The organism is Myxococcus sp. XM-1-1-1 (assembly GCF_020037095.1).
Taxonomy (GTDB): domain Bacteria; phylum Myxococcota; class Myxococcia; order Myxococcales; family Myxococcaceae; genus Myxococcus; species Myxococcus fulvus.
Map to the genome: position 1 here is coordinate 48,711 of NZ_JAIQDH010000027.1, position 20,262 is coordinate 68,972.

Consider the following 20,262-nt stretch of genomic DNA (forward strand, 5'->3'; position numbering starts at 1 on the left):
CGCTCGCGTGAGTCCATCGCGAGCGGGCCGGGTGGGACGCGGGAGCGGGGCGGGACTACTTCGCCTTGCCGAACTCGCGGCTGGCGATGACGCCCTGCACCTCGGCGAGGGCGCGAGCGCCGGAGGCGGACTCGAGCGCCTTCTCCGCGATGGCCTGCACCTGGCGCTTGGCCTCGGCCAGCTCCGTCTGGAGCGTCTGGAGGGCCTGGGCCTGCTTCGTGCTGGTCTCCTTGAGGGACGCAATCTCCATGCTGGCCACCTTCTGCGCCGTCTCCGCGTCCTTGTTGGCGAGCGTCAGCTTCAGCTCCCAGTCCGCCTTGACGCGGTTGCCGGCAATCGCCGCGGCCGTGTCCGCCTCCTTCTTCAGCTGCGCGGGGAACTCGGCCACCTGCTTGCGCAGGTCCTCCAGCTCCTTCTCCCGCAGCTTCAGCTGCTCCTCGCGGCCGGCCCAGTCCTTCTCCAGCTTCTCCTTGCGGTCCCTCTCCGAGGCGGCCTGCACGCGCAGCCCTTCGGCGAACGCGTCCTGCTCCTTCTTGCGCTGCACCTGCACGTCGTAGGCGTACTGCTCCTCGGCGCGCGTGCGCGAAAGCTCCGCCGCCGCCTTCTCCGTGGCCAGCTCCGAGGCCGCCCGCTCGCGCGTCTCCGCGATGTCCTTCTGGAGCTGCTCCATCTCCTCCTGGAGCTTCGCCTTGCGCACGTCGTACTCGGCCACCAGCACGTCCACGGCGCTGGCCGCCACGTCCTTGCCATGCAGCTCCGTCAGCTCCTCCGTCTTCAGGCGGATGGCCTCGTCCAGCTGCTTCATCTCCTCCACCAGCGCGATGACCTGCTCGTTGATGCCCGCCAGCGTCTTGCCGATGGTGAGCCCCGCCTCGGTGACCTTCTTCACCGCGGACTCGGCCGACAGGTTGGACACGTCCGCGAGCACGCCGCGCGCGTGCGCGTCACGGGCCTCCTGCTCCTTGGCCGGGACGACGGGCTTGTTGCGCGCCTTGCGAGCCAGGTCCTCGAAGGCCGCCTTGGTGGACTCCGAGGAGCGGCTGCGGGAGGCGGACTTGCGGGACTTGGACTGGGTGGAAGCCATGTGACTCTCCAGGTAGGGCACGGCCAGGCGGGCCGCGTTGGCTCGCGAATGGCGTGAGGGTTTCGTGGGGTTTCTGGTCCCCTTCTCGGGCGACCATGTGAAAAGAGTACCTGGAGGGTCTGACACGGCTGGCCGGGTTCCAGGCGTGCTTCCAGGGGCCGGGAAAGGGCTCCTGGGAGCCCCAAGAAGCCACGCCGGGCTTGTGGTCGAGGCCGGGGGCCGGCTAACTCCCGGCCCAGACTCCGCTCAAGGGAGAGCGTCAATGCAGGTCGTCAGTGTGAAGCAGGTCCTCGCCGGCGCGGTGGAGGCAGGGACGAAGGTGGAGGTCCGTGGCTGGGTGCGCACCCGGCGCGACTCGAAGGCGGGCATCAGCTTCGTCAACGTGAGCGATGGCTCGGTGTTCGACCCCCTCCAGGTGGTCGCCCCCAATTCGCTGCCCAACTACGAGAAGGAGGTCCTCCGCCTCACCGCGGGCGCCTCCGTCGTCTGCCGCGGCACGCTGGTGAAGTCCCAGGGCAAGGGGCAGGCCTTCGAGGTCCAGGCGGACGAGGTCCAGGTGCTGGGCCTGGTGGACGACCCGGACACGTACCCCATCCAGCCCAAGCAGCACACGCTGGAGTTCCTGCGCGAAGTGGCGCACCTGCGCGTTCGCACCAACACGTTCAGCTCGATTACGCGCGTGCGTCACCGCGCGGCGCAGGCGGTGCACCGCTTCTTCGACCAGGAGGGCTTCTTCTGGGTCAACACGCCCATCATCACCGCGAGCGACGCGGAGGGCGCCGGGCAGATGTTCCGCGTGTCCACGCTGGACGCCGTCAACCCGCCGCGCACGCCCGAGGGGAAGATCGACTGGCACAAGGACTTCTTCGGCAAGGAGGCGTACCTCACCGTCTCCGGCCAGCTCAACGTGGAGGCCTACGCCATGGCCATGTCGAAGGTGTACACCTTCGGCCCCACGTTCCGCGCGGAGAACTCCAACACCACGCGCCACCTGGCCGAGTTCTGGATGATCGAGCCGGAGATCGCCTTCGCGGACCTCAACGCGGACGCGGACCTGGCCGAGCGCTTCCTCAAGTATGTCTTCAAGGCGGTGCTGGAGGACTGCGGCCCGGACTTCAAGTTCTTCGAGGAGCGCGTGCAGAAGGGCGTCACGGAGCGGCTGGAGAAGTTCATCCACTCGAGCTTCGAGCGCATCGACTACACGGACGCGATTGAGATCCTCAAGAAGGCGAAGAAGAAGTTCGAGTACGCGCCGGAGTGGGGCAAGGACCTGCAGACGGAGCACGAGCGCTACCTGTCCGAGGAGCACGTGGGCCGGCCCGTCGTCGTGATGAACTACCCGGAGGCCATCAAGGCCTTCTACATGCGCATCAACGAGGACGGGAAGACGGTGGCGGCCATGGACGTGCTGGCCCCGGGCATCGGCGAAATCATCGGCGGCAGCCAGCGCGAGGAGCGGCTGGACGTGCTGGATGCGCGCATGAAGCGCTTCGGCCTGGAGCCGTCGCACTACGAGTGGTACCGCGACTTGCGCCGCTACGGCACGGTGCCGCACGCGGGCTTCGGGCTCGGGTTCGAGCGGCTCATCGTCTACATGTGCGGCCTGCAGAACATCCGCGACGCCATTCCGTACCCGCGCGTGCCGGGCTCGGCGCAGTTCTAGGCCGCGCCGGCCCGAGCACGGGTGTCAGGGGAGCTGGGACTGGAGGGCGGGCCAGCGGGTGCGGACCCACTGGCGCACGTACTCCAGCTCCTGCTCGTAGGTGTTGAAGTCGGTGCGCTGGTACCAGTTGGGGAAGTTGCCCTCGCCCACGGTGCCGGGCGCGCCCAGGGCCCGGTACTCCAGCTCCCACTTGGCCCAGTCGCGCTTCGCCACCGCGGAGGTCTCGCGCTCGTAGACGTCGATGAGGGCGAGCACCGTCTCCAGCTTCACCTCGTTCTTCAGGAGGGCGCGGTAGCGCTCGCGCATGGGCCCGGAGAACGTCGGGTCCGCGAGCAGGCGCGCGAAGATGCGGTTGGTGTTGGCGAAGTTGGAGCGCGTGGTCGGCGACGTGCGCGTGGTGTCGAAGTTCTGCCCGAAGCTCGCGTCCAGATCCCACGGGATGAAGCGCCAGGGGCCCTGCGTGTTCGGGTCATACGCGTGATAGGCGTTCTTCGAGTGCGAGTCCGTGCCGTGGATGAGCGTGTTGAAGATCCACCAGTTCTCGTAGTCCCTCAGGCTGGCGCGCTGGGGGAACTGGGCGCGGAAGGTGGCGTCATCGGAGTCCGCGACGAAGCCGATGAAGGCCTCCAGGGTGTCCCAGGCGTGGGGCTGGCCCATCTCCGGCTCGCCGACCTTCTTCTCGAAGCCCTCGCGCAGGGAGGCCTTGGGCGTGCCGTCGCGGCGGACGCGGGAGAAGTTGGCGTCGTTCTCCACGGCCTTGAACAGGTCGGAGTCCTTGTCCAGGCCGTGGTCGGCCATCAGCCGTTTGTGGGGCAGGTCCGCCACGGTGTAGAGGCCGAGGTAGCGGTTGTTGGCGTACAGCACGGCGCTGTAGGTGCGCACGCGGATGTTGTCGGGAGAGATGCGGCTCCACAGGTCGAACGCGAGCCGGGTGCGCACGTACGAGTTGTCATTGAAGGTGGTGACGAGCGCGATGCGCTTCTTGTCGACGAAGCCGTCGCCGTAGACGGTCTCATCGAAGAGGTCCTCGTCGGGGAACTTGAAGGTGAAGCTGCGCTTGGGGAAGGCGCCGGAGGTGGCGCCGCGGTACTTGGCCTCCACCTGGTAGGTGCGGCCCCGGTAGATGAGCCTGGCGCCCTTGTAGCTGCCCGACGTGAGGGGCGGCTCGTAGGTGAGGTGGAAGACGGGCAGGCCGTACTCCTCGGTGTACTTCGAGGGGTCGACGATGGCCACGTTGCCCGGGCCGCCGTTGTTCTCGGCGACGCCGACCTTGAGGGTGCCCGTCTCGTTGGTGGAGCGCTCGCGCAGCACGAGGTTCCACACGGCCGCCTGGTCCTTGCCGGTCGTCCAGCGCAGGGTGGCGGTGGCCTCGTCGAAGGTGGCGCCGGTGGGCAGGTTGTCCACGGTGAAGCGCACGGCGGCCCCGGTGTGGCCGGTGGAGCACGTCACGGTCGCGGTGACCTGTTGTCCCTCGGTGACCCACTTCGCCTCGCCCGCGGTGGGGGCGCAGACGGTGGGCGCGGGGCCGGCGTCGGGTGTGCCCGCGTCGGGAGCAGGAGGCTCGCCGGCGTCGGGCACGCCCGCATCCGGGCCGGGCTGTCCGGTGGGGGGACCCGCGTCGGGGTCACCCGAGGGCGCCCGGTCGGGCGGCTGACCCTCGGGACCGGGGGGACTGTCGCCCCCGCAGGCCACCAGCACACTCACGACACACGCCAGTACGACGCTCGACACGCTTTTCCGGGCCACCGTGTTGCTCCTCCGCCTCCCGCCAACCCCGTCGGACTCGAAGGAATAGGCATCCGGAGGAGCGCTGACAGGCCCCCTGCCACGGACAGGTGTCATCCGGTGGACGGGGGGCCTCATCTCCGGCCCGGTGTGCGTCGGGCCGGGGTGGTTCGATGAAGGTCGAAGTGGCCGCTTGTCAGTCGAGGATCAACTGATAGGGGACGGCCAGGTGAGGACCGCCATCCAGCCTCATCAAGAGGTGATGGACGCCCGAGACCTGGGGCGTGAAGCCACCGCTGAAGTCGACGGGAACTGGCTGGCCCGTGGGGTCCAGGACCTGGATGGCCTGCGGGGAGCCCGGTGAATTCGTCCGACGTGGCTGACCCGCGGGGAGCGCGACCGCGAAGACATCCACGTCGTGGAGTGACTCCAGCATGCCCATCAGCCGCAGCGGATAGGTGATGGGCGTGGCATGTCCCACGTCATCCCCATGGTCATCGACGCCGACAATCTCCAGGAGGACTTCGTAGGTGAAGCCCTGATTGACGGTGACGTAGATGGGGCCCGTGGAGAGAGGGTCGATGAAGATGCGAGCGGGATTGGCGAGGTGGAGACGGCGCACCCACCCCGTGGGGGACTCCAAGGTGACTTCGCACCCGGTGCAGTACAGCTGGTAGAGCGTCTGCTCCTGGGCCTGGAAGACGAAGACATCCTTGTCCTCGCTGCGATGCCGCCAGCCGGAGGCCGGCTGTCCGGGGACCAGGAGGGTCGCGGAGGCGGGCGTGTTGCCATGGTCATCCGGTCCCCTGTCGACGGCCTGGATGACGAACGTTCCGGGTTCGCGAGTGGAACTGTCGAGTCGTACCTCGAACGTGTACACCGCGCTCTCGGGGGCCTCGTAGATCAGCGCCCCGTAGCCTCCGGTCTGGACGAGCTGCCCCTGGGCATTCCTGAGCTGGAGGAGGATGGAGCTGGCCGTGCTGCTTGTCCGCTCGAAGTGGTAGATGCGACCCGCCTGGACCTCGAAGGCGAAGGCATCCACGTCCGCGCGCGTCTCCAGGTGGCCCGTGAGCACCGTGGGGAGAGACACCGGGGTCGCCGCCATCGCCGAGTCCCCATGGTCATCGAACCCCAGGTCCTCGAGGGCGCAGGAATAGGGGCCATCGTAGCTGCCATGGGAGAGCTCGACGAAGTAGGCGCCCGTCACGGGCGTCTCGACGGAGACCGTGGTGCCCCGGTTCTGGCTGGAGCTGGAGCCGTCGACGATGGTGCCCCCGGCGTTTCGCAGCAGCAGCGAAGGTCCCGATGTCCTGCCCTGGAGCACGTCGCAGGCGAAGCGGTACACGCGCCCCTGCGTCGCGGTGAAGGTGAAGACATCCTGGTCCAAGGCCCCCGACAGCTTTCCCGTGAAGGAGGTAGAAGAGGGCGTCAGCGCCGTGGCGTGCTCCAGCGTGTCCGCATGGTCATCGGTCTCCAGCAGGTCCAGGTGGAGTGTGTAGGCAGTCTGGAGCACCGGGGTGCTCGTCCAGTTCATGGTGACCTCCACGAGGTACGTCCCCGAATGGATGGCATTGAAGGACGCGGTCTGGGTGGGCATGCCCGGCGGGGTGATGGTCCCCACCGGACTGGTGACCCTCACCTGGCACTCGTTGGGCACCGCCGACTCGCAGCGCACCCGGTAGAAGGCTCCGCGTTGCAAGGGAAGGGAGAAGACGTCGGTGTCGATACCGTACTCGATGGTCCCCGTGGCCACGTTTCCAGGAGCCCAGGCAGAGGCCGAGGTCGCGGTATCCGCATGGTCATCCATCCCCAGTTCGGTGATCTGGCAGGAGTAGGGACCGACGATTTCGGGCATGGGAGAGCGAATGCTGACATAGGCGGTCTCCGTGGCCCTGGCCTTGAAATACAACCCATGTCCTGGAGGGTCGAAGACCACGGCGGTGCCGCTGGGCACCTGCTGTGCATTGTAGTAGTAGAAGACCCAACCCGTGGCGGGTGAATCGACGACGCAGTCGAACCGGTAGTAGCGCTGCGCCTGGGCGGTGAAGGAGAAGACATCCTCGTCGGCGCGGAAGTCCAGGGTGCCTGTGATGAGGGTATGCGGGAGGACCGGGGTGGCTTCGCTCGGCGCATCCCCATGGTCATCCTCATACAGACGGGAGTGCTGGGTGGACACCGGGTCTGGGGGGCTCGAGATCGGCTCGACGGAATCGCTTCCACAAGCAGCAAGGAACAAGGCGCCGAGCCACGGCAAGACGCTTCGTGATGATGGGGACAAGGGGCTGTCTCCGAGGAGAGGCTTCACCTCTCCGACAACGGTTGTGTCCGGCCCACTGCCAAAACCATACAGGAAGGGATTGGAGTGGTGGTTGAGAAATCGCGGAATTGCATGTCAAGGCGCTTTCAGGAGCGCCTGGAGATGATTGCGCCGTGGGCCGGCCCCCGATTCCGACACCGGTACGAGGTGGACAGTTTCACCGAGGCATGAATGTGCCGCGGCGTGGAAATCTTCCAGCCAGGACAGGGGGCTGCCCTCGTATCCCTCCCATGAAGGACTCCCCCCGTCCCTCCCTCGCCCTGTTGCTCTGCATCCTCTGGGTGCCGCTGGCCTCCTGGGCTCAAGCGCTCCCCACCGCCGGTGGCGAGGCCCGCGCCGTCGAAATCGATGTCCAGGCCACGGACGCGGGGACCACCATCGCCGCGGAGGACGCCACGCGCCTGGGCCTGACTCCGGATGGCGGCGCCGTCTCCCTGCTGACGCCTCGTCTGCTGACCGAGTCCCCCGTCTCCTGGCCCGAAGGGCTGCAAGGTGCCCCCAGCGACGTCGGCCTGCTCCTGCGCATCGACGAGCAGGGCGCCGTGGCCGAGGTCACCGTGGAGAAGCCCGCCACGCACCCCCAGCTCAACGAGGCCGCCATCCAGGCCGCGAGAGGTCTGCGCTTCACCCCGGCCACCCTCGGCGACCGCGCCGTGTCGGTGCGTCTGCCGTACGCCTACCACTTCGAGCCTCCAGCTCCGCTGCGCTTCACCCAGTCCCGCCTGCGCGGCGAGGTCCGCGCCCGAGGCACCCGCGAGCCGCTCGTGGACGCCGCCCTGTTCCTCGCGGACGGCGAGGAGCCCGTCGCCATCACGGACCTGGAAGGCCGCTTCGAACTCGAGCTGCCCCCGGGCACCCACTCGCTCCGCGTGCGCGCCCCCGGCCATCAGCTCGGTACCTTCGAGGAGTCCCTCACGTCGGGCCAGACGCTCGACGTCATCTACCGCCTCCAGCCCGCCCGCGTGAGCCCGTACGAGACGGTGGTGCGTGACACGCGCCCGCGCACCGAGGTCTCCCGCATCACCTTGCAGGAGCAGGAACTGCGCGAGGTGCCCGGCACGCAAGGCGACCCGTTCAAGGTCATCATGCTCATGCCGGGCGTGGCCAGCGTCGCCTCCGGCCTGGGCTATCCCGTGGTGCGAGGCGGTCAGCCCGCCGCCACCGGCTACTACATCGACGGCGTGCGCGTGCCCATGCTGTACCACCTGCTGCTCGGCCCCGCGGTGGTGCACCCCGAGTTCATCGACACCATCGACTTCCATCCCGGCACACCGCCCGTCCAGTACGGACGGCTCCTGGGGGGCGCGGTGGAGGGCCGGCTGAGCAAGCCGCGCGAGGACCGTCCGCACTTCGCCGCGTACGCGGACCTCCTCAACGCGGGCGGCTTCGTCGAGGTCCCCTTCGACAGCACCGGCACCTCCCTCACCGTGTCGGGCCGCTACAGCTACACCGGGCTGCTCATCCCCCTGGCCTACGCCATCTTCAACGACGAGGAGGACAACCCCATCCACGCGGCCTTCTGGGACTACCAGGCCCGCATCGAACAGAAGGTCGGCGCCGGACGGCTGCGCCTGCTCGCGCTGGGCAGCTCCGACGACGCGGGCGAGGCCACCGCCGGCTACGAGGACAGCATGGGCGCCACCATCGTCTCGCGCTTCCATCGCGTGGACCTGCGCGGCACCCATCCCCTCGCGGGCGGCGAGGCGGAGCTCGGCTTCACGGTGGGCCTCGACGAGGTGGCCCTGCTCGGCTACCGGCGCATCATCCTCCGCGAGGAGCGGGGGCCGGAGGAGGTCCTCGCCGGCCGCTACGGCCTGGACCAGCTCACGTTCTCCGCGCGCACCGGCTGGAAGCGCGAGCTGTCCACATCCCTTGCGGTCCACGTGGGCGCGGACGTGGAGCACCGCCGCGTGGCCACCGGCATCACCGGCTCCGCAAGACCCCCGGGCTGGCGTCCCCAGGATGATGCCCATCCGCTCAAGCAGCCCTCCGCGCTCGCCACCTTCACGGGCGTGTTCGCCGGCGCGACGTGGCGTCCCGCGGAGAAGTGGCTGGTGTCACCCGGCCTGCGCGTGGATGGCTATCACCTGGTCCCCGGCATCCAGCACTTCGTCATCGAGCCGCGCCTGGCGGTGCGCCACACGCTGACGTCCTCGCTCACCCTCAAGGGCGGCGCCGGGCTCTACCACCAGCCGCCCACCGTGCTGCTCCACCTGCCGGCCATGGACGTGTCGGGCCTGAACCACGGCGTCCAGGAGGGCGCCCAGTTCGACGTGGGCGCGGAGTGGAAGCTCGGCTCGGGGCTGGAGCTGTCGGGGGACGTCTACTTCAACCCGCTGTTCCGCACGGTGGAGTTCGAGGTGATGGACGTCCTCGAGAACCGCAAGCGCCGGGGCCAGCCGTACGCGGACCCGAAGGCGCGTGGGTACGCGTATGGGTTGGACCTGATGGTCCGCCACCCGCTGGGCCGCGACTGGTTCGGCTGGGTGACGTACAGCTTCCTGCAGAGCAAGCGCCACCGCCGCTTCGCGCGCTACAACGATGACAACAGCATCCGGGAGGTCGCGGAGGGAGAGCTGCCCTTCGCCTTCGAGCAGGCCCACGTCTTCAACGCCGCCGTCAGCTACAAGTTCGGCGACAACTGGACGGTGGGCTCGGTGCTGCACTTCAACACGGGCAGGCCCGAGTCCGGCGAGGTCTCCTCCGTCACCCAGCGCGAGTCGCGCACGCACGATGGTTATCGGCTGTGGGTGCGTCAGGACGCCGACCGCGTGGAGCGACTGCCCGCGTTCTTCCGCGTGGACTTCCGCGTCGCCAAGGCCTGGGCCTACGAGGAGTTCAACGTCGAGGCGTACCTGGACATCCTCAACCTCTCGCTGCAGCAGGAGGTGTTCGCCTACGAATACAAACGGAAGGCCGGCAAGCTGCAACGCAACGCGATGGGGTTGCCCGTCATCCTGCCGATGTTCGGCCTGAAGGGGAGCTACTGAAGATGCGCCCATCTCTTCCGAGTCTGGGGTTGTCCGCCGTGCTGCTGCTGCTCGCGCCGGGGTGTGATCGCTTCCAGGATGACCTCATCTTCGTTTACGGCCGATTGGAGCGGCGCGACGGCTCGTCCGTCACCGACGGCGTGGTGCCCTATGCGAGGACGGCCCACCACGAGCCGCGTGGCGAGGCGAACGTGGAGTACGTCATGCCGGAGTTCATCCACTACGGAGAAGGCGTCACCGACGGCTACGGCGACTTCTTCCTGGAGATGCGCTACGGCGACGTGCAGTCGGCCAACTCGCCGGACCCGGACCTGCACCAGCCCTTCCGCTTCCGGGCGCAGTGGCGGGACGAGACGGGCGCGGGTGTCTTCGCGTCCTTCATCTTCCATGACGACGTGGAGCTGCCCACGCTGCGCATCTGGGATTCACAGCTCGCCGTCTCGTCGGGCGCGGAGGGCTCCGTCGTGAGCTTCGGCGCGCTTCCTCCGGTGCCGGTGCCGCCGCTCACCGGCGAGTACGCCATGACGTCGGACGAGAATCAAAACGTCATCCCGAACCTGCCCACCACACCGGAGCCCGCGCTCTTCATCGTCGATGGCGGCCAGCCCCTGTTCCGGGTGTGGGCGGCGTCGTCCGGGTGGGTCGCCAATCGCTTCGTGCTGGAGGACTTCGCCCAGCCCGCCGTCATGCTGCGGGCCCACTCCCTGGGCGAGTTCATGTTCTACCCGCTGGGAGGCAAGCACAGCCCGCTGGTCTTCCGGGTGGACTGGCGGACGGAGGAGCTTCCGCTGCCGCCCGCGGGGCTCCGGCCCGTGAGCCGCGGCGCGACGTGCCAGCCCGCTCCTTCGAGGGGCGCCTGTCCCTGGACGGACGGGAGGCTGGAGCGCGTCGCGCTGGGCCTCAAGCCGGTGGATGCCTTGACGCTCACGCTCGAGGAGCCTCGGAGCCTGCGTCACGCGGTGGTGCGCGGCGCGGAAGGCAACTTCCTGGGCTTCGTGGTGGAGGGGAGCCTGGACGCCGAGCAGTGGACGCGGATGGGCGTGCTGCGCAACTTCGCGAAGGACTATGTCCCGCCGCCCCTGAACCGCAGGGGGCCGCGCGCCTACAACGAGCAGACGCAGTGGGACAGCCCCTTCGACGGGCGGTTCTCCTGGTCCCAGGGACCGCACTTCCTGGAGGGCCCGCTGGAGCCGGTGGGACCGGTGCGCTACGTCCGGCTGCGACCGGCGGGCTTCGACCACGCGGGTGAGGCGCAGGTCTCCGGAGAGATACAGGCCCTGGGCGAGCTGTCCGTGTTCGAGTAGCCGGGCCTAGCCAGCACGCAGGCGCGCGGAGTCCTCCGCGTGCTTCTCCAGCGCCTCGGCGATTCGCGGCGCGTTCCACAGCGGGTCCAGGCACGGGCAGAAGTAGCCCGGGCCCGCCTTCTCGCGCACGGCCCACTCGAAGAAGCCGCGCGCCGTCGCGTGCAGCTCCTCCGGGAGGAAGAGCACCGCCACGTCGTACTCGGTGAAGCGCAACAGGCCCGGGACGCGCCACTCTCGCTCCCAGTCGAAGCGGTAGTTGTAGGGCGCGTTGTGGGAGTCACCCTGGATGTCCACGAAGGGCGTCATGGACCACAGGGGATGCGCCCTGGATTCCGGCGCCGCCAGGGCCTGGTCCACCTGGTGCTTGAGGGACAGGTGCGCGGGCGACGCGTACTGGACGTACCAGACGGGTCCTCCGCCCTGGGAGAGGATGAAGCTCTTGCGGAAGCCGATGCCGTACAGGCTGCGGCGCTGGACGAGCCGGGCGAGCTGGTCCAGGGGGATTTCGCTGAAGCACACCGCGCGGTGACGCTCCGCGACCTGGGGCTCCTTGCGCGCGAGCCCGAAGCCCTGGGCTCCGGGGATGAGCGTGCGCGTGCCCAGGATGTTCATCATGTTCTGGTAGGCGTCATGGAATGGCGCGCCCGGCTTCGTGAAGTGCACCACGAAGTCAGACATGTCCCGCCATTGTGCATTCGCCTGATAGCCCAGCATCGTCCTACCCCCGCGGTACTGTTCCGGAGCGGGGTGGGGCGCGCAACCCGAGTGCAGATGCCTCCCAGATGCCTGTCTGCCCTCCTGCCGGCGATGCGCGATGGGTGGGGACCTCCGTGCGCCGCCCTCGTCGCCTGCTCGGGGTGTCGGGCAGCGGCGTGCATCGCAATCGTTCCCAGGCACGTGGCCGACGGAGCGGTCAGCGGGAGAGCGAGCGATGCGCAACGGAGGATGGTTGTCGCCAGTGGAGCGGGTGCGGCGTCTCGCGTTGTCGCTGGAGCGGCTGGCCGCCCACGGGCTGGCGAGCGGCGCGGTGAGCGGCGCCACCGAGGGGCTGCAGGAAGAGCTGCCGGCGCTCGACGGCACCCTGAAGGAGCTCATCCAGGACACGGTGCTCCTGCTGGCTCGCACGGTGCACGAGGCGAACGAGCATGCGCCAGGTGCCTGGACGCACACGCTCGCGGAGAGCGCGGTCCGGAGCGCGGTGGAGGAGCTGCGGCGCTCGATGCCAGGCGTGGACCTGATGTCGCGCGAGCTGGTGGAGCGGATGAACGGGTGGCTCGAGCGCACGGCGGAGACCGAGGCGCTGCGCCGCAGGGAGCTGCGCAAGCCTGGCGCCCGGGCCCGGACGATGGCGACGGGGGCGGTGCGGGGCGCGGTGAAGGAGCTGGAGCATGACATGGAGATGGTGGCCCCCATGGCCGCGCACCTGGCGTCACGCGCGGGTCAGGGGCTCATCGAAGGGTTGAGCCACGCGCTGGAGGCGCGGTCCGAGCGGCTCGACGAGGTGCTGGAGCGAGCGGGCCGGAGGTTCGTCCACTCCGTGGTGGAGCAGTTGGCGCTGGAGCTGAAGGCACGACGAGAGGGGACGGACCTGGGCGGAGCCGTGGCGGCGATGGCCGAGCGCACTGCGGTGGCGACCGTGAGAGGCGCGTCGGAGGAGCTGCGGCGGCAGGGCAGGGCGGCGCGGGACGAGCACTCGGGCTCCTCGTTACGGGCGGCGAGCCGGGACGTGACGCTGGGCGTGCTCTCCGCGTTGTCGGAGCACCTGCGTCGGCCGTTCGCCGTCGTGGCGGGAACGGGCGGCGCGCTCATGCTCACCGCGCTCACCCTGAAGCGCTGGCGTTGACGCACGGGCTTCGTGCCCGCGTCGCGCGAGGGATGTGTCCGCCGCCGCGAGGTAGACCCGGTGGCTACGTCGAGGGGGCGGATGGGCTTCGGCTCCTCGGCGGAGAGGCCAGCTCCGGCGCCCACGTTGATGGCTGGATGAGGCGCGGCGCTTGCTTCGCGAGGCAGTCTCGGCTTGGCACCTCCGTCGATGACCGGGTGCGGCGCCGATGGGAATGCTCCCACGTGTCATCCGAAGGGGGCGCCCGGGTGAGTCGCGGAGGCCCGGAGGAAGCCCCTTGTGCGGCGACGCTCGGTGGCGACTACGATGGTCGGCCATGCTCCGCTCCCGCTCGCTGTCTCTGGTGGCCCTGTTCACGCTGGTCGTCGCGCCCTTGGCGCTCGCCGCCGCGGGTCCCCGGTTGCAGGCCTTCTTCCAGCCCGACCTCACGAACGTCGCCTACCAGCAGAAGGTCTATGCGCAGGTCGCCGGCAAGTGGAAGCAGCCAGGACGCAAGAGCGTGCCCGCCGTGGGGCGCAAGGCGGTGGTCCAGGCGGTGATTGGACGGGACGGCAAGCTCGTCTCGGCGGTCGTGGGCGTGGAGTCTGGCTCCAAGGCCTGGGACGCCGCCGCGCTGTCGGCCGTTCAGAAGGCCGCGCCTTTCGCGCCGCTGCCGGCGGACTATGTCCTGCCGACGTTGGATGCCCACTTCCACGTCGAGTGGACCGCCTCTCCTTGAACATCCAGCCACGTCGCATCGCTTCGGAGCCATCGATGACCCTCGGGTTGCCGCGCTTCGCCCTCGTGGTCGTCCTGTTCCTGTTGGCCGCGCCGCCTGTCGAGGCGGCCCGTGCGCCTCGACGCGTCACGAGCGCGACCAGCGTCATCGGCGTCTGGAAGGAGTCCCAGCACCTCTACGTGAAGGGCGACGTCGGCGTCACCGACGACCAGCTCGAGGACCTGGAGGCGTGGCTCACGGAGGAAGCGCCGCGCTGGACCGTGGTGTTGATGTCGGACGCGGAAGGGGAGCGCTACGTCGACGCCGAGGGGACGACCTTCCGCGACATCGACGCCGCGCTGCACGCGCTGGGCAAGGGCCTGTCGAACCGGACGGGCTTCGGCGCGCTGAAGAACCCCCGGACGAGGGAGCCCGATGGCACCGTGCTGTTGATCTCCCTGGCGGAGCGCCGCTTGTCGTACTTCGCCTCGGAGACCAAGGACCAACGCCGGCTGGGCGAGGACCGCTGGGCAGGCTCGCTGGACGCCCGCGCCGTCGAGGCCATGCGCAACGGCGGCCGCCTCATCGACGCGGTGAAGAACACCGTCGACTCCATCGAGACCCAACTGCGCGCCGCCCTGGACAGGGAGGAGCTTGAGCGGACCCGTCGCATCGAGGCGCTGAGGGCGAGTCTCGTGGCGCTCCAGAAGGAGCTCCCCGGGCTCGAGGAGCGTCGCGCCTCGGTCTTCAGGTCGGCGATACCGCCGGGATTGTCCGCGGCAGCCGTCGACCTCCAGGCCGCGGGCAAGACGCTCCTCCAGGCGCTCGCGCTGCTCACGCCGCCGGAGAAGGCGGACCTCGCCAGGGCGACGTCCCTGTATGACGGGCTGCGCGCGGACCTGGAGGGGCTGCGCGCGGCGATGGAGTCCCATCGGCTCGCGAGCGACCGATTGAAGGTCCTGGAGGCCGCGCTGGAGAGCCTGCCCGGGCACCGCTACGCGGGCTTCGCGAAGCCGCAGCTGGAGGCGCTGGACACGGCGGTGGAGAATGCCAACGCCGCGGTCCGCGACATGTCGCCGTCCCATCGCGACGCGCTCGTCGCCGCCGAGTCCGCTCGCGTGAAGGTCGCCGAGGCCCTGACGTCCGCCGAGAAGGACGAGCGCCGGCTCGTGGAGATCGACGAGGCGCTCAAGGCCCTCGAGGCGCTGCCGACCGCGGAGGCCGTCCAGGACGCGCTCACGAGGGCGAGGGCCGCGCAGAAGAAGGCCCGCGAGACGTTCGAGTCCCGCTCGCAGCTGCATCGCCACGCGATGGACGAGAGCGAAGAGGCGCTCCGGCGGGCGGAGCGGGAGACCCAGAAGGCGCGGAAGGCCCGGCGGATGCGGGACACGGGGGCCACGGCGGGTGGCGCGGGGCTGCTGCTCGCGGGCGTGCTGGCGCGCCGTCGTCGCAACGCGAGCCGACGCACGGCCATCGAACAACACGAGCGCTTCCGCACCGTCGTCGACGAGAAGACCCAGGCGCTGTTCGACCTGCTGGAGCGCACGCACCTGGTGGCGGGCAAGTCCCGCGACGACATCGCGCGGCGCTTCGAGGGGCTCACGCGCGAGCGGGGACAGCAGCTCGCGTCCAATGTGGACGAGCTCTTCCTGCTGGTGACGGCCGCCGCGCGGGTGCTGCACCGGGCCGAGGACCTGCTCGCGGGCTCGGGCCCGTTGCACGGGCTGGGCGCGCACCTGGGCACCTCGCGCTACGAGAAGGTCACCGAGCTGCTGCGCGACGCGCCCATCGTCTTCCACCCGGATGAAGGCGTGGAAGGCGTCCTGCGCGGGCCGCGCTCGCACGCCCAGCGACTCATCGGAGACGTGAAGAGCTATCAGCCGTTCTCGCTCTCGTTCCTGGACCTGCTGGAGGCGTTCAACTCCCACGCGGAGCGGGGGCTGCGGCTCGTGGAGGCCCTCGAGAGTGTCCCCCAGGTCGCGCTGGACGCGGTGAACGCGCTGGAGACGTTCTGCGCCCGGCTGCGCTCGCTGACGCCCGGGGCGGAGGTGCTCCGGGTGAAGCAGGTGGTCGCGCTCGTGGCGCCGTCGCTGGAGACGCTCGTCGCGGCCGCGCGCCCGCTGCTGGCCAAGGACCCGATGGCCGCGGTGGAGGGACCGCTGACGGAGGGCGGACGGCGTCTGGAGGACGCCGAGGCGCTCGTGGCGGTGATGGAGGCGGCCGTGGGGCAGGTGGCTCCCGCGGTGGAGCGCGCGGGGGCGGCGCTGGTGAAGGCGGGCCTGTCGCGTCGGTGGCTGGAGGATGCGCTCGCGGCTCGGGGCGAGGCGACGGAGGAGGTGGCGCAGGCGCTGCTCCAGGCTCCCGCGGGGGACTCGGTCGCGGTGCTGGCGCGGTCCTTCACGGCCCTGGCCGGCCAGGCGGCGGAGACCTCCGAGCTGGTGACGCTCGCGGCGCGCGCACAGGACGAGCTCGGCCGCGCGCAGAAGGAGACGGCGTCGGCGCGCGAGGCGCTGGGGCGTGAGCTGGACAAGCCCGCGTCGGCGCTCTTGAACGAGCCGGAGTCGAACCCGACGGACCGGCACTCGGTCGGCACGAACCTGCTGGCCACGGGGCGCGAGGCGCTCGCCGAGGGCCGGCTGGAGACGGCGCGCGAGGCGCTGGACGCCGTGCTCGCCCGCGTGGACGAGGTGCGCGCCATCATCGCGAGCAGTCGCGAGGCCCGGAAGACCTTCGCCTCCCGACGGGACGCCTGTCGCGAAGAGGCCCGGCGACTGGAGACGCGGGTGGCGGAGGGCACCGTGCTGCTCGAGTCGCTGCTGAAGCGCTACCGGCCCACCGCGCTGCGCCTTCGCCCCGAGGACCCCGTGCACCCCGAGGCCAACGGCACCGTCCAGGACAACCTGACGGAGGTCGTCCGGCACCGCCTCGACGCCGCGAGCAAGCTCAAGGCCGCGGAGCTGGCCTTCGCCGAGGCGCGGCTGCTCGCCTCCGCGGACCTGCTGGGCCAGGTGGAGCGCCTCCACGCGCTCAGCCATGCCCGTCTGCTGGAGGTCGATGAGAAGGCGCGACGACTCCAGGCCGCGGAGGAGCACAACGCGGGCGTCCTGCTGGCCGCCCGGGGCCTGCTCGCGGCCTGCACCGCCGATGTCTCCGACGCCCGGGTGAAGCGGTCCACCGTGAAGGCTCGGGACGCGGCCCAGGGGCTCCTCCAGGCGGCCGTGCAGACCACGGAGGCGCGGCCCGCGGACCCGTTCGCCGCCGGAGAGAAGCTCGCCGCCGCGTGTCTGTCATTGGAGCAGGTGCGCCAGTCCGTCGCCCGGGACAGGGCCCAGCACGCGCAGGCCCAGGACAGCCTGGCGTCGGCGGAGCGGGCCGTGTCCTCGGCGGACGTGTGGATCCGCCAGGCCGCCAACGACGGCATCGCCGACAGCCGGGCGACGGTGGTGGCGGTCAATGCCCTCCTGTCCCTGGGCAAGGACCTGTCCAAGGCCCAGGCGGAGTTCGGCAAGCCCCACAACGACTGGGCGGCGGTCGACACGCTGGCCGGACGCATCGCCGCCGACGCGGCCCGCAGGACGGCGGACCTGCGCGGAGAGCTGCGCTCCGCCGAGCAGGCCGCCAACGCCATCTCGGGCGCCGCCGAACTGGTGCTCCAGGCGAGCTCGTGGCGGGGGCGGCCCGGAGGCTCCTACCTCGACGAGGCCCGGCGCTCGCTGGACCGGGGCCTGTACGTCGAGGCCGAGCAGTCCGCGGGCAGGGCCTCCCGCGCCGCGTCCGACGCCATCGTGGAGGCGGAGGAGGAGCGCCGCCGCGAGGAGGAGCGCTCCCGCGCATCGTCGTGGTCCTCGTCCTCCTCGTCCTCTTCGTCGTGGTCCTCGTCCTCGTCGTCCTCCTCGTCGAGCAGCGGCTCCGGCTTCTCCAGCTCTTCCTACGGAGGCGGCTCTTCGGGGAGCGGCTCGGGTTTCGGCAGCTCAAGTTGGTAATCCCGGGCTATGGTGCGCGCCCATGGCAACTCCTCATATCTCCGCCGCACCCGGCGACTTCGCCGACGTGGTGCTGATGCCCGGTGACCCCCTCCGGGCTCGCTACATCTCCGAGCGCTTCCTGGAGGACGCCCGGGGCGTCACCTCCGTGCGCAACATGTTCGGCTTCACGGGCACCTATCAGGGCCGTCGCCTGTCGGTGATGGGGCACGGCATGGGGGTGCCCTCCATCTCCATCTACGCCACGGAGCTCATCAAGGTGTACGGCGCCCGCACGCTCATCCGCGTGGGCAGCTGCGGCGCGCTGCGTCCGGACGTGAAGCTGCGCGACGTCATCGTGGCCACCGGCGCGGGCACCGACTCCAAGGTGAACCGGATGCGGCTGTTGGACCATGACTTCGCGGCCGTGGCGGACTTCGAGCTCGCCCGCTGGGCCGTGGAGGCGGCCGAGCGTCGCAACAAGCCGGTGCGTGCGGGCTCCGTCTTCACCTCCGACCTGTTCTACCACCCCCAGGAGCAGCTCAACGCCGCGCTGGTGCGCATGGGTGTGCTCGCCATCGAGATGGAGGTCGCGGGCCTGTACGGCGTGGCGGCCGAGTTCGGTGCGCGCGCGCTGGGCCTGCTGACGGTGTCGGACCACCTGCAGACCGGGGAGCACCTGTCGCCCCAGGACCGGCAGACGACGTTCGACGAGATGATCGAACTGGCGCTTGACGTCGCGCTCAAGGTCCCGCCGCCGGCCCCCTGACGCCTCCCTTCCTGCTCGGCAAGTGTGGTGGGGGCCACTCCAGGTGGCCCTCTGGGCCGGGAGGGCGCCAAAAAATCCGGGGAGGGGCTTTGTGCTCGAACGAATCTCGGGCAATCCTTCGCCCCGGTGCGTTACCCCCTTTGGCTCCTTCTGGTCTGCGCCGGCTGTGCCGGGCGCGTGGTTCCCCACTCTGGCGGCGAGTCCGCCCTGGCCTCCGTGCGTTCAGAAGGACTGACGCAGGGGAGTCAGGAGGCGCCGCCGGCGGTCGTGCCGTCGCCGGTCGCCGTCGAGACAGCCGCCGTGCCTGTCGCCGCGGAGGCTCCGGCCGAGGGCTGCTCCTTGTCCGAGGAGGACCTGGAGGGCGAGGACGAGACGGCGGAGGCCGGCGAGGGGGAGGGCGACGACGGCGAGGGTGAGACGCCGGTGGTGGGCGGCGAGGTGCCCACGGGGCCGCTGTACACGGCGGACATCTCCGACGAGGAGCTGGCGCGGCGCTGGAAGGACGACATCGCGTCGCTGGGCTCCATGGCGGTGGGCTTCGCGCACAGTGGCCGGCTGGTGAACTCGGTGCAGTTCCCGAAGGGGGAGGGCGCCGACTGGCTCGTGGTGCAGCCCGAGATCGCGTGGGGCACGCAGGAGAGCATCGACTACCTCATCACCGCGATTCGGGAGGTGCGCTCGCGCTTCCCGGAGGCGCCGCCCATCCGCGTCAACGGCATCAGCAACAAGGAGGGTGGCTACAAGCGCCCCCACAAGAGCCACCAGAACGGCCGCGACGTGGACGTCGGCTTCTACTACCCGACGGTGGACCCCATCCGTGAGCGCGAGCGCGAGAAGTACATCAACGTGCCGCTCAACTGGGCGTTCATCCGCGCGGTGGTGACGAAGACGGACATCCAGCTCATCCTCGTGGACAAGCGCGTGCAGAAGGTCCTGTACGACTACGCGCTGTCGGCGGGCGAGGACAAGGCGTGGCTGGATTCGTTGTTCCACCCGGCGGGCATCATCCGGCACGCGCGTCGGCACCGGGACCATTTCCACCTGCGCTTCCACAACCCGAAGGCGCAGGAGCTGGGGCGCCGGGTGCAGCCGTTGCTGTCGCTGCAGCCCGAGCACAACGTGACGACGCACCGGATCCGCTCGGGTGACACGCTGGGTGGCATCGCGCTTCGGTACAACTCGTCGGTGGCGCTGATTCGCAAGGCGAACCGGATGAAGGGCAGCTTCCTGCGCGCCGGTCAGCGCCTGGCGGTGCCGCTGCGAGGGCCGTGCACGCACTGCCCCGTGCCGCCGCCCTTCGTGTTGCCGCCGCGCATGCTGCCTCCCGAGCCGAAGGCCCCGCTGGTCGCGTCGGTGGGCGCGGTGGCGGCGACCGAGGCGAAGGCCGTGACGGATTGCGCGAAGCCCGTGCTGGCTCCGGCGCCGGGCACGCAGGTGGCGAAGTCCACCGCGTCCGCGCAGCCCGCCGCGGTGGGCGCCGAGTCGATGAACGCTGCCGCCGTGCAGGCCGGTGCCGCGTCCGTGAGCAATGCCGCCGCCGTGCAGGCCGGTGCCGCGTCCGTGAGCAATGCCACCGTGCAGGTGGCGGGCACGCCGGTGAACGCCGCCGCGGGCCCTGTGGCGGGCACGCCGGTGAACGCCGCGGTGCAGGCGGGTGCCGAGTCCGTGAACAGCGCCGCCGCCGTGCAGGCCGGTGTCACGCCGATGAACGCGGCCTCGGTCGAGCCGGCTCGGGCCGTGGTGGCCCCCGCGGGCGCGGCAGCGCCGAAGCCGACGGTGATGCCCGCGTCCGCGCGCGAGCCGTCCGAAGGCGCGTCCGTGGGAATCACGCACGGACGCTGAGCCGGTTCGAGGTGCCTCGACGTGGGGCCAGTGCGGTGGCCCCACGTGAGCCCTGCTCGAGTCGCC

At 70.2% G+C, this 20,262-nt stretch carries 12 protein-coding genes; 8 read left to right on the forward strand and 4 right to left on the reverse strand.

All coding sequences use genetic code 11. From position 1 onward, the window contains the following. Positions 1-55: 55 nt before the first annotated feature. Positions 56-1,084, reverse strand: a complete 1,029-nt coding sequence (locus K8640_RS36225) for a kinetoplast-associated protein (protein WP_223751269.1) — start codon at positions 1,082-1,084, stop codon at positions 56-58. Between the two features lie 262 nt (positions 1,085-1,346). On the opposite strand from K8640_RS36225, the gene asnS reads away from it, so the two are divergent. After that, entirely contained in the window at positions 1,347-2,747 is a 1,401-nt protein-coding gene (gene asnS, locus K8640_RS36230; RefSeq protein WP_223751270.1) for an asparagine--tRNA ligase, read from the forward strand. A 24-nt stretch (positions 2,748-2,771) separates the two neighbouring features. Here the strand turns inward: asnS and K8640_RS36235 are convergent, their stop codons facing one another. Next, entirely contained in the window at positions 2,772-4,493 is a 1,722-nt protein-coding gene (locus tag K8640_RS36235) for a CotH kinase family protein (protein ID WP_223751271.1), read from the reverse strand. 175 nt (positions 4,494-4,668) lie between these two features. Beyond that, entirely contained in the window at positions 4,669-6,648 is a 1,980-nt protein-coding gene (locus K8640_RS36240) for a hypothetical protein (RefSeq protein WP_223751272.1), read from the reverse strand. Positions 6,649-7,019: 371 nt separating this feature from the next. Here K8640_RS36240 and K8640_RS36245 point away from each other — a divergent pair, with 371 nt between their 5' ends. Further along, the gene (locus K8640_RS36245; protein WP_223751273.1) at positions 7,020-9,779 is read left to right on the forward strand and encodes a TonB-dependent receptor domain-containing protein; all 2,760 of its coding nucleotides are present in this window, start codon (positions 7,020-7,022) and stop codon (positions 9,777-9,779) included. Positions 9,780-9,781: 2 nt separating this feature from the next. Continuing rightward, positions 9,782-11,083: a hypothetical protein gene (locus K8640_RS36250; protein WP_223751274.1), complete on the forward strand. Its 1,302-nt coding sequence runs from the start codon at positions 9,782-9,784 to the stop codon at positions 11,081-11,083. Positions 11,084-11,089: 6 nt separating this feature from the next. Here K8640_RS36250 and K8640_RS36255 read toward each other — a convergent pair whose 3' ends face one another. Further along, positions 11,090-11,761 carry an abortive infection system antitoxin AbiGi family protein gene (locus K8640_RS36255; RefSeq protein ID WP_223751275.1) on the reverse strand — a complete coding sequence of 224 codons (672 nt, stop codon included), beginning with the start codon at positions 11,759-11,761 and terminating at the stop codon, positions 11,090-11,092. A gap of 253 nt (positions 11,762-12,014) precedes the next feature. Between K8640_RS36255 and K8640_RS36260 the strand changes: the two genes are divergently transcribed. The 5 genes from K8640_RS36260 (at position 12,015) to K8640_RS36280 (ending at position 20,196) form a co-directional block, all read left to right on the forward strand. Further along, a complete protein-coding gene (locus K8640_RS36260) occupies positions 12,015-12,926 on the forward strand; it encodes a hypothetical protein (RefSeq protein WP_223751276.1) in 912 nt (303 codons plus the stop codon). Positions 12,927-13,242: 316 nt separating this feature from the next. Beyond that, on the forward strand, positions 13,243-13,644 hold the full coding sequence (locus K8640_RS36265) for a TonB family protein (RefSeq protein WP_046712560.1): 402 nt from the start codon (positions 13,243-13,245) through the stop codon (positions 13,642-13,644). Between the two features lie 35 nt (positions 13,645-13,679). Next, entirely contained in the window at positions 13,680-17,606 is a 3,927-nt protein-coding gene (locus K8640_RS36270; RefSeq protein WP_223751277.1) for a hypothetical protein, read from the forward strand. A 22-nt stretch (positions 17,607-17,628) separates the two neighbouring features. Then, entirely contained in the window at positions 17,629-18,354 is a 726-nt protein-coding gene (gene deoD, locus K8640_RS36275) for a purine-nucleoside phosphorylase (protein WP_141328160.1), read from the forward strand. 267 nt (positions 18,355-18,621) lie between these two features. Next, on the forward strand, positions 18,622-20,196 hold the full coding sequence (locus K8640_RS36280; protein ID WP_223751278.1) for a penicillin-insensitive murein endopeptidase: 1,575 nt from the start codon (positions 18,622-18,624) through the stop codon (positions 20,194-20,196). Positions 20,197-20,262 lie beyond the last annotated feature (66 nt).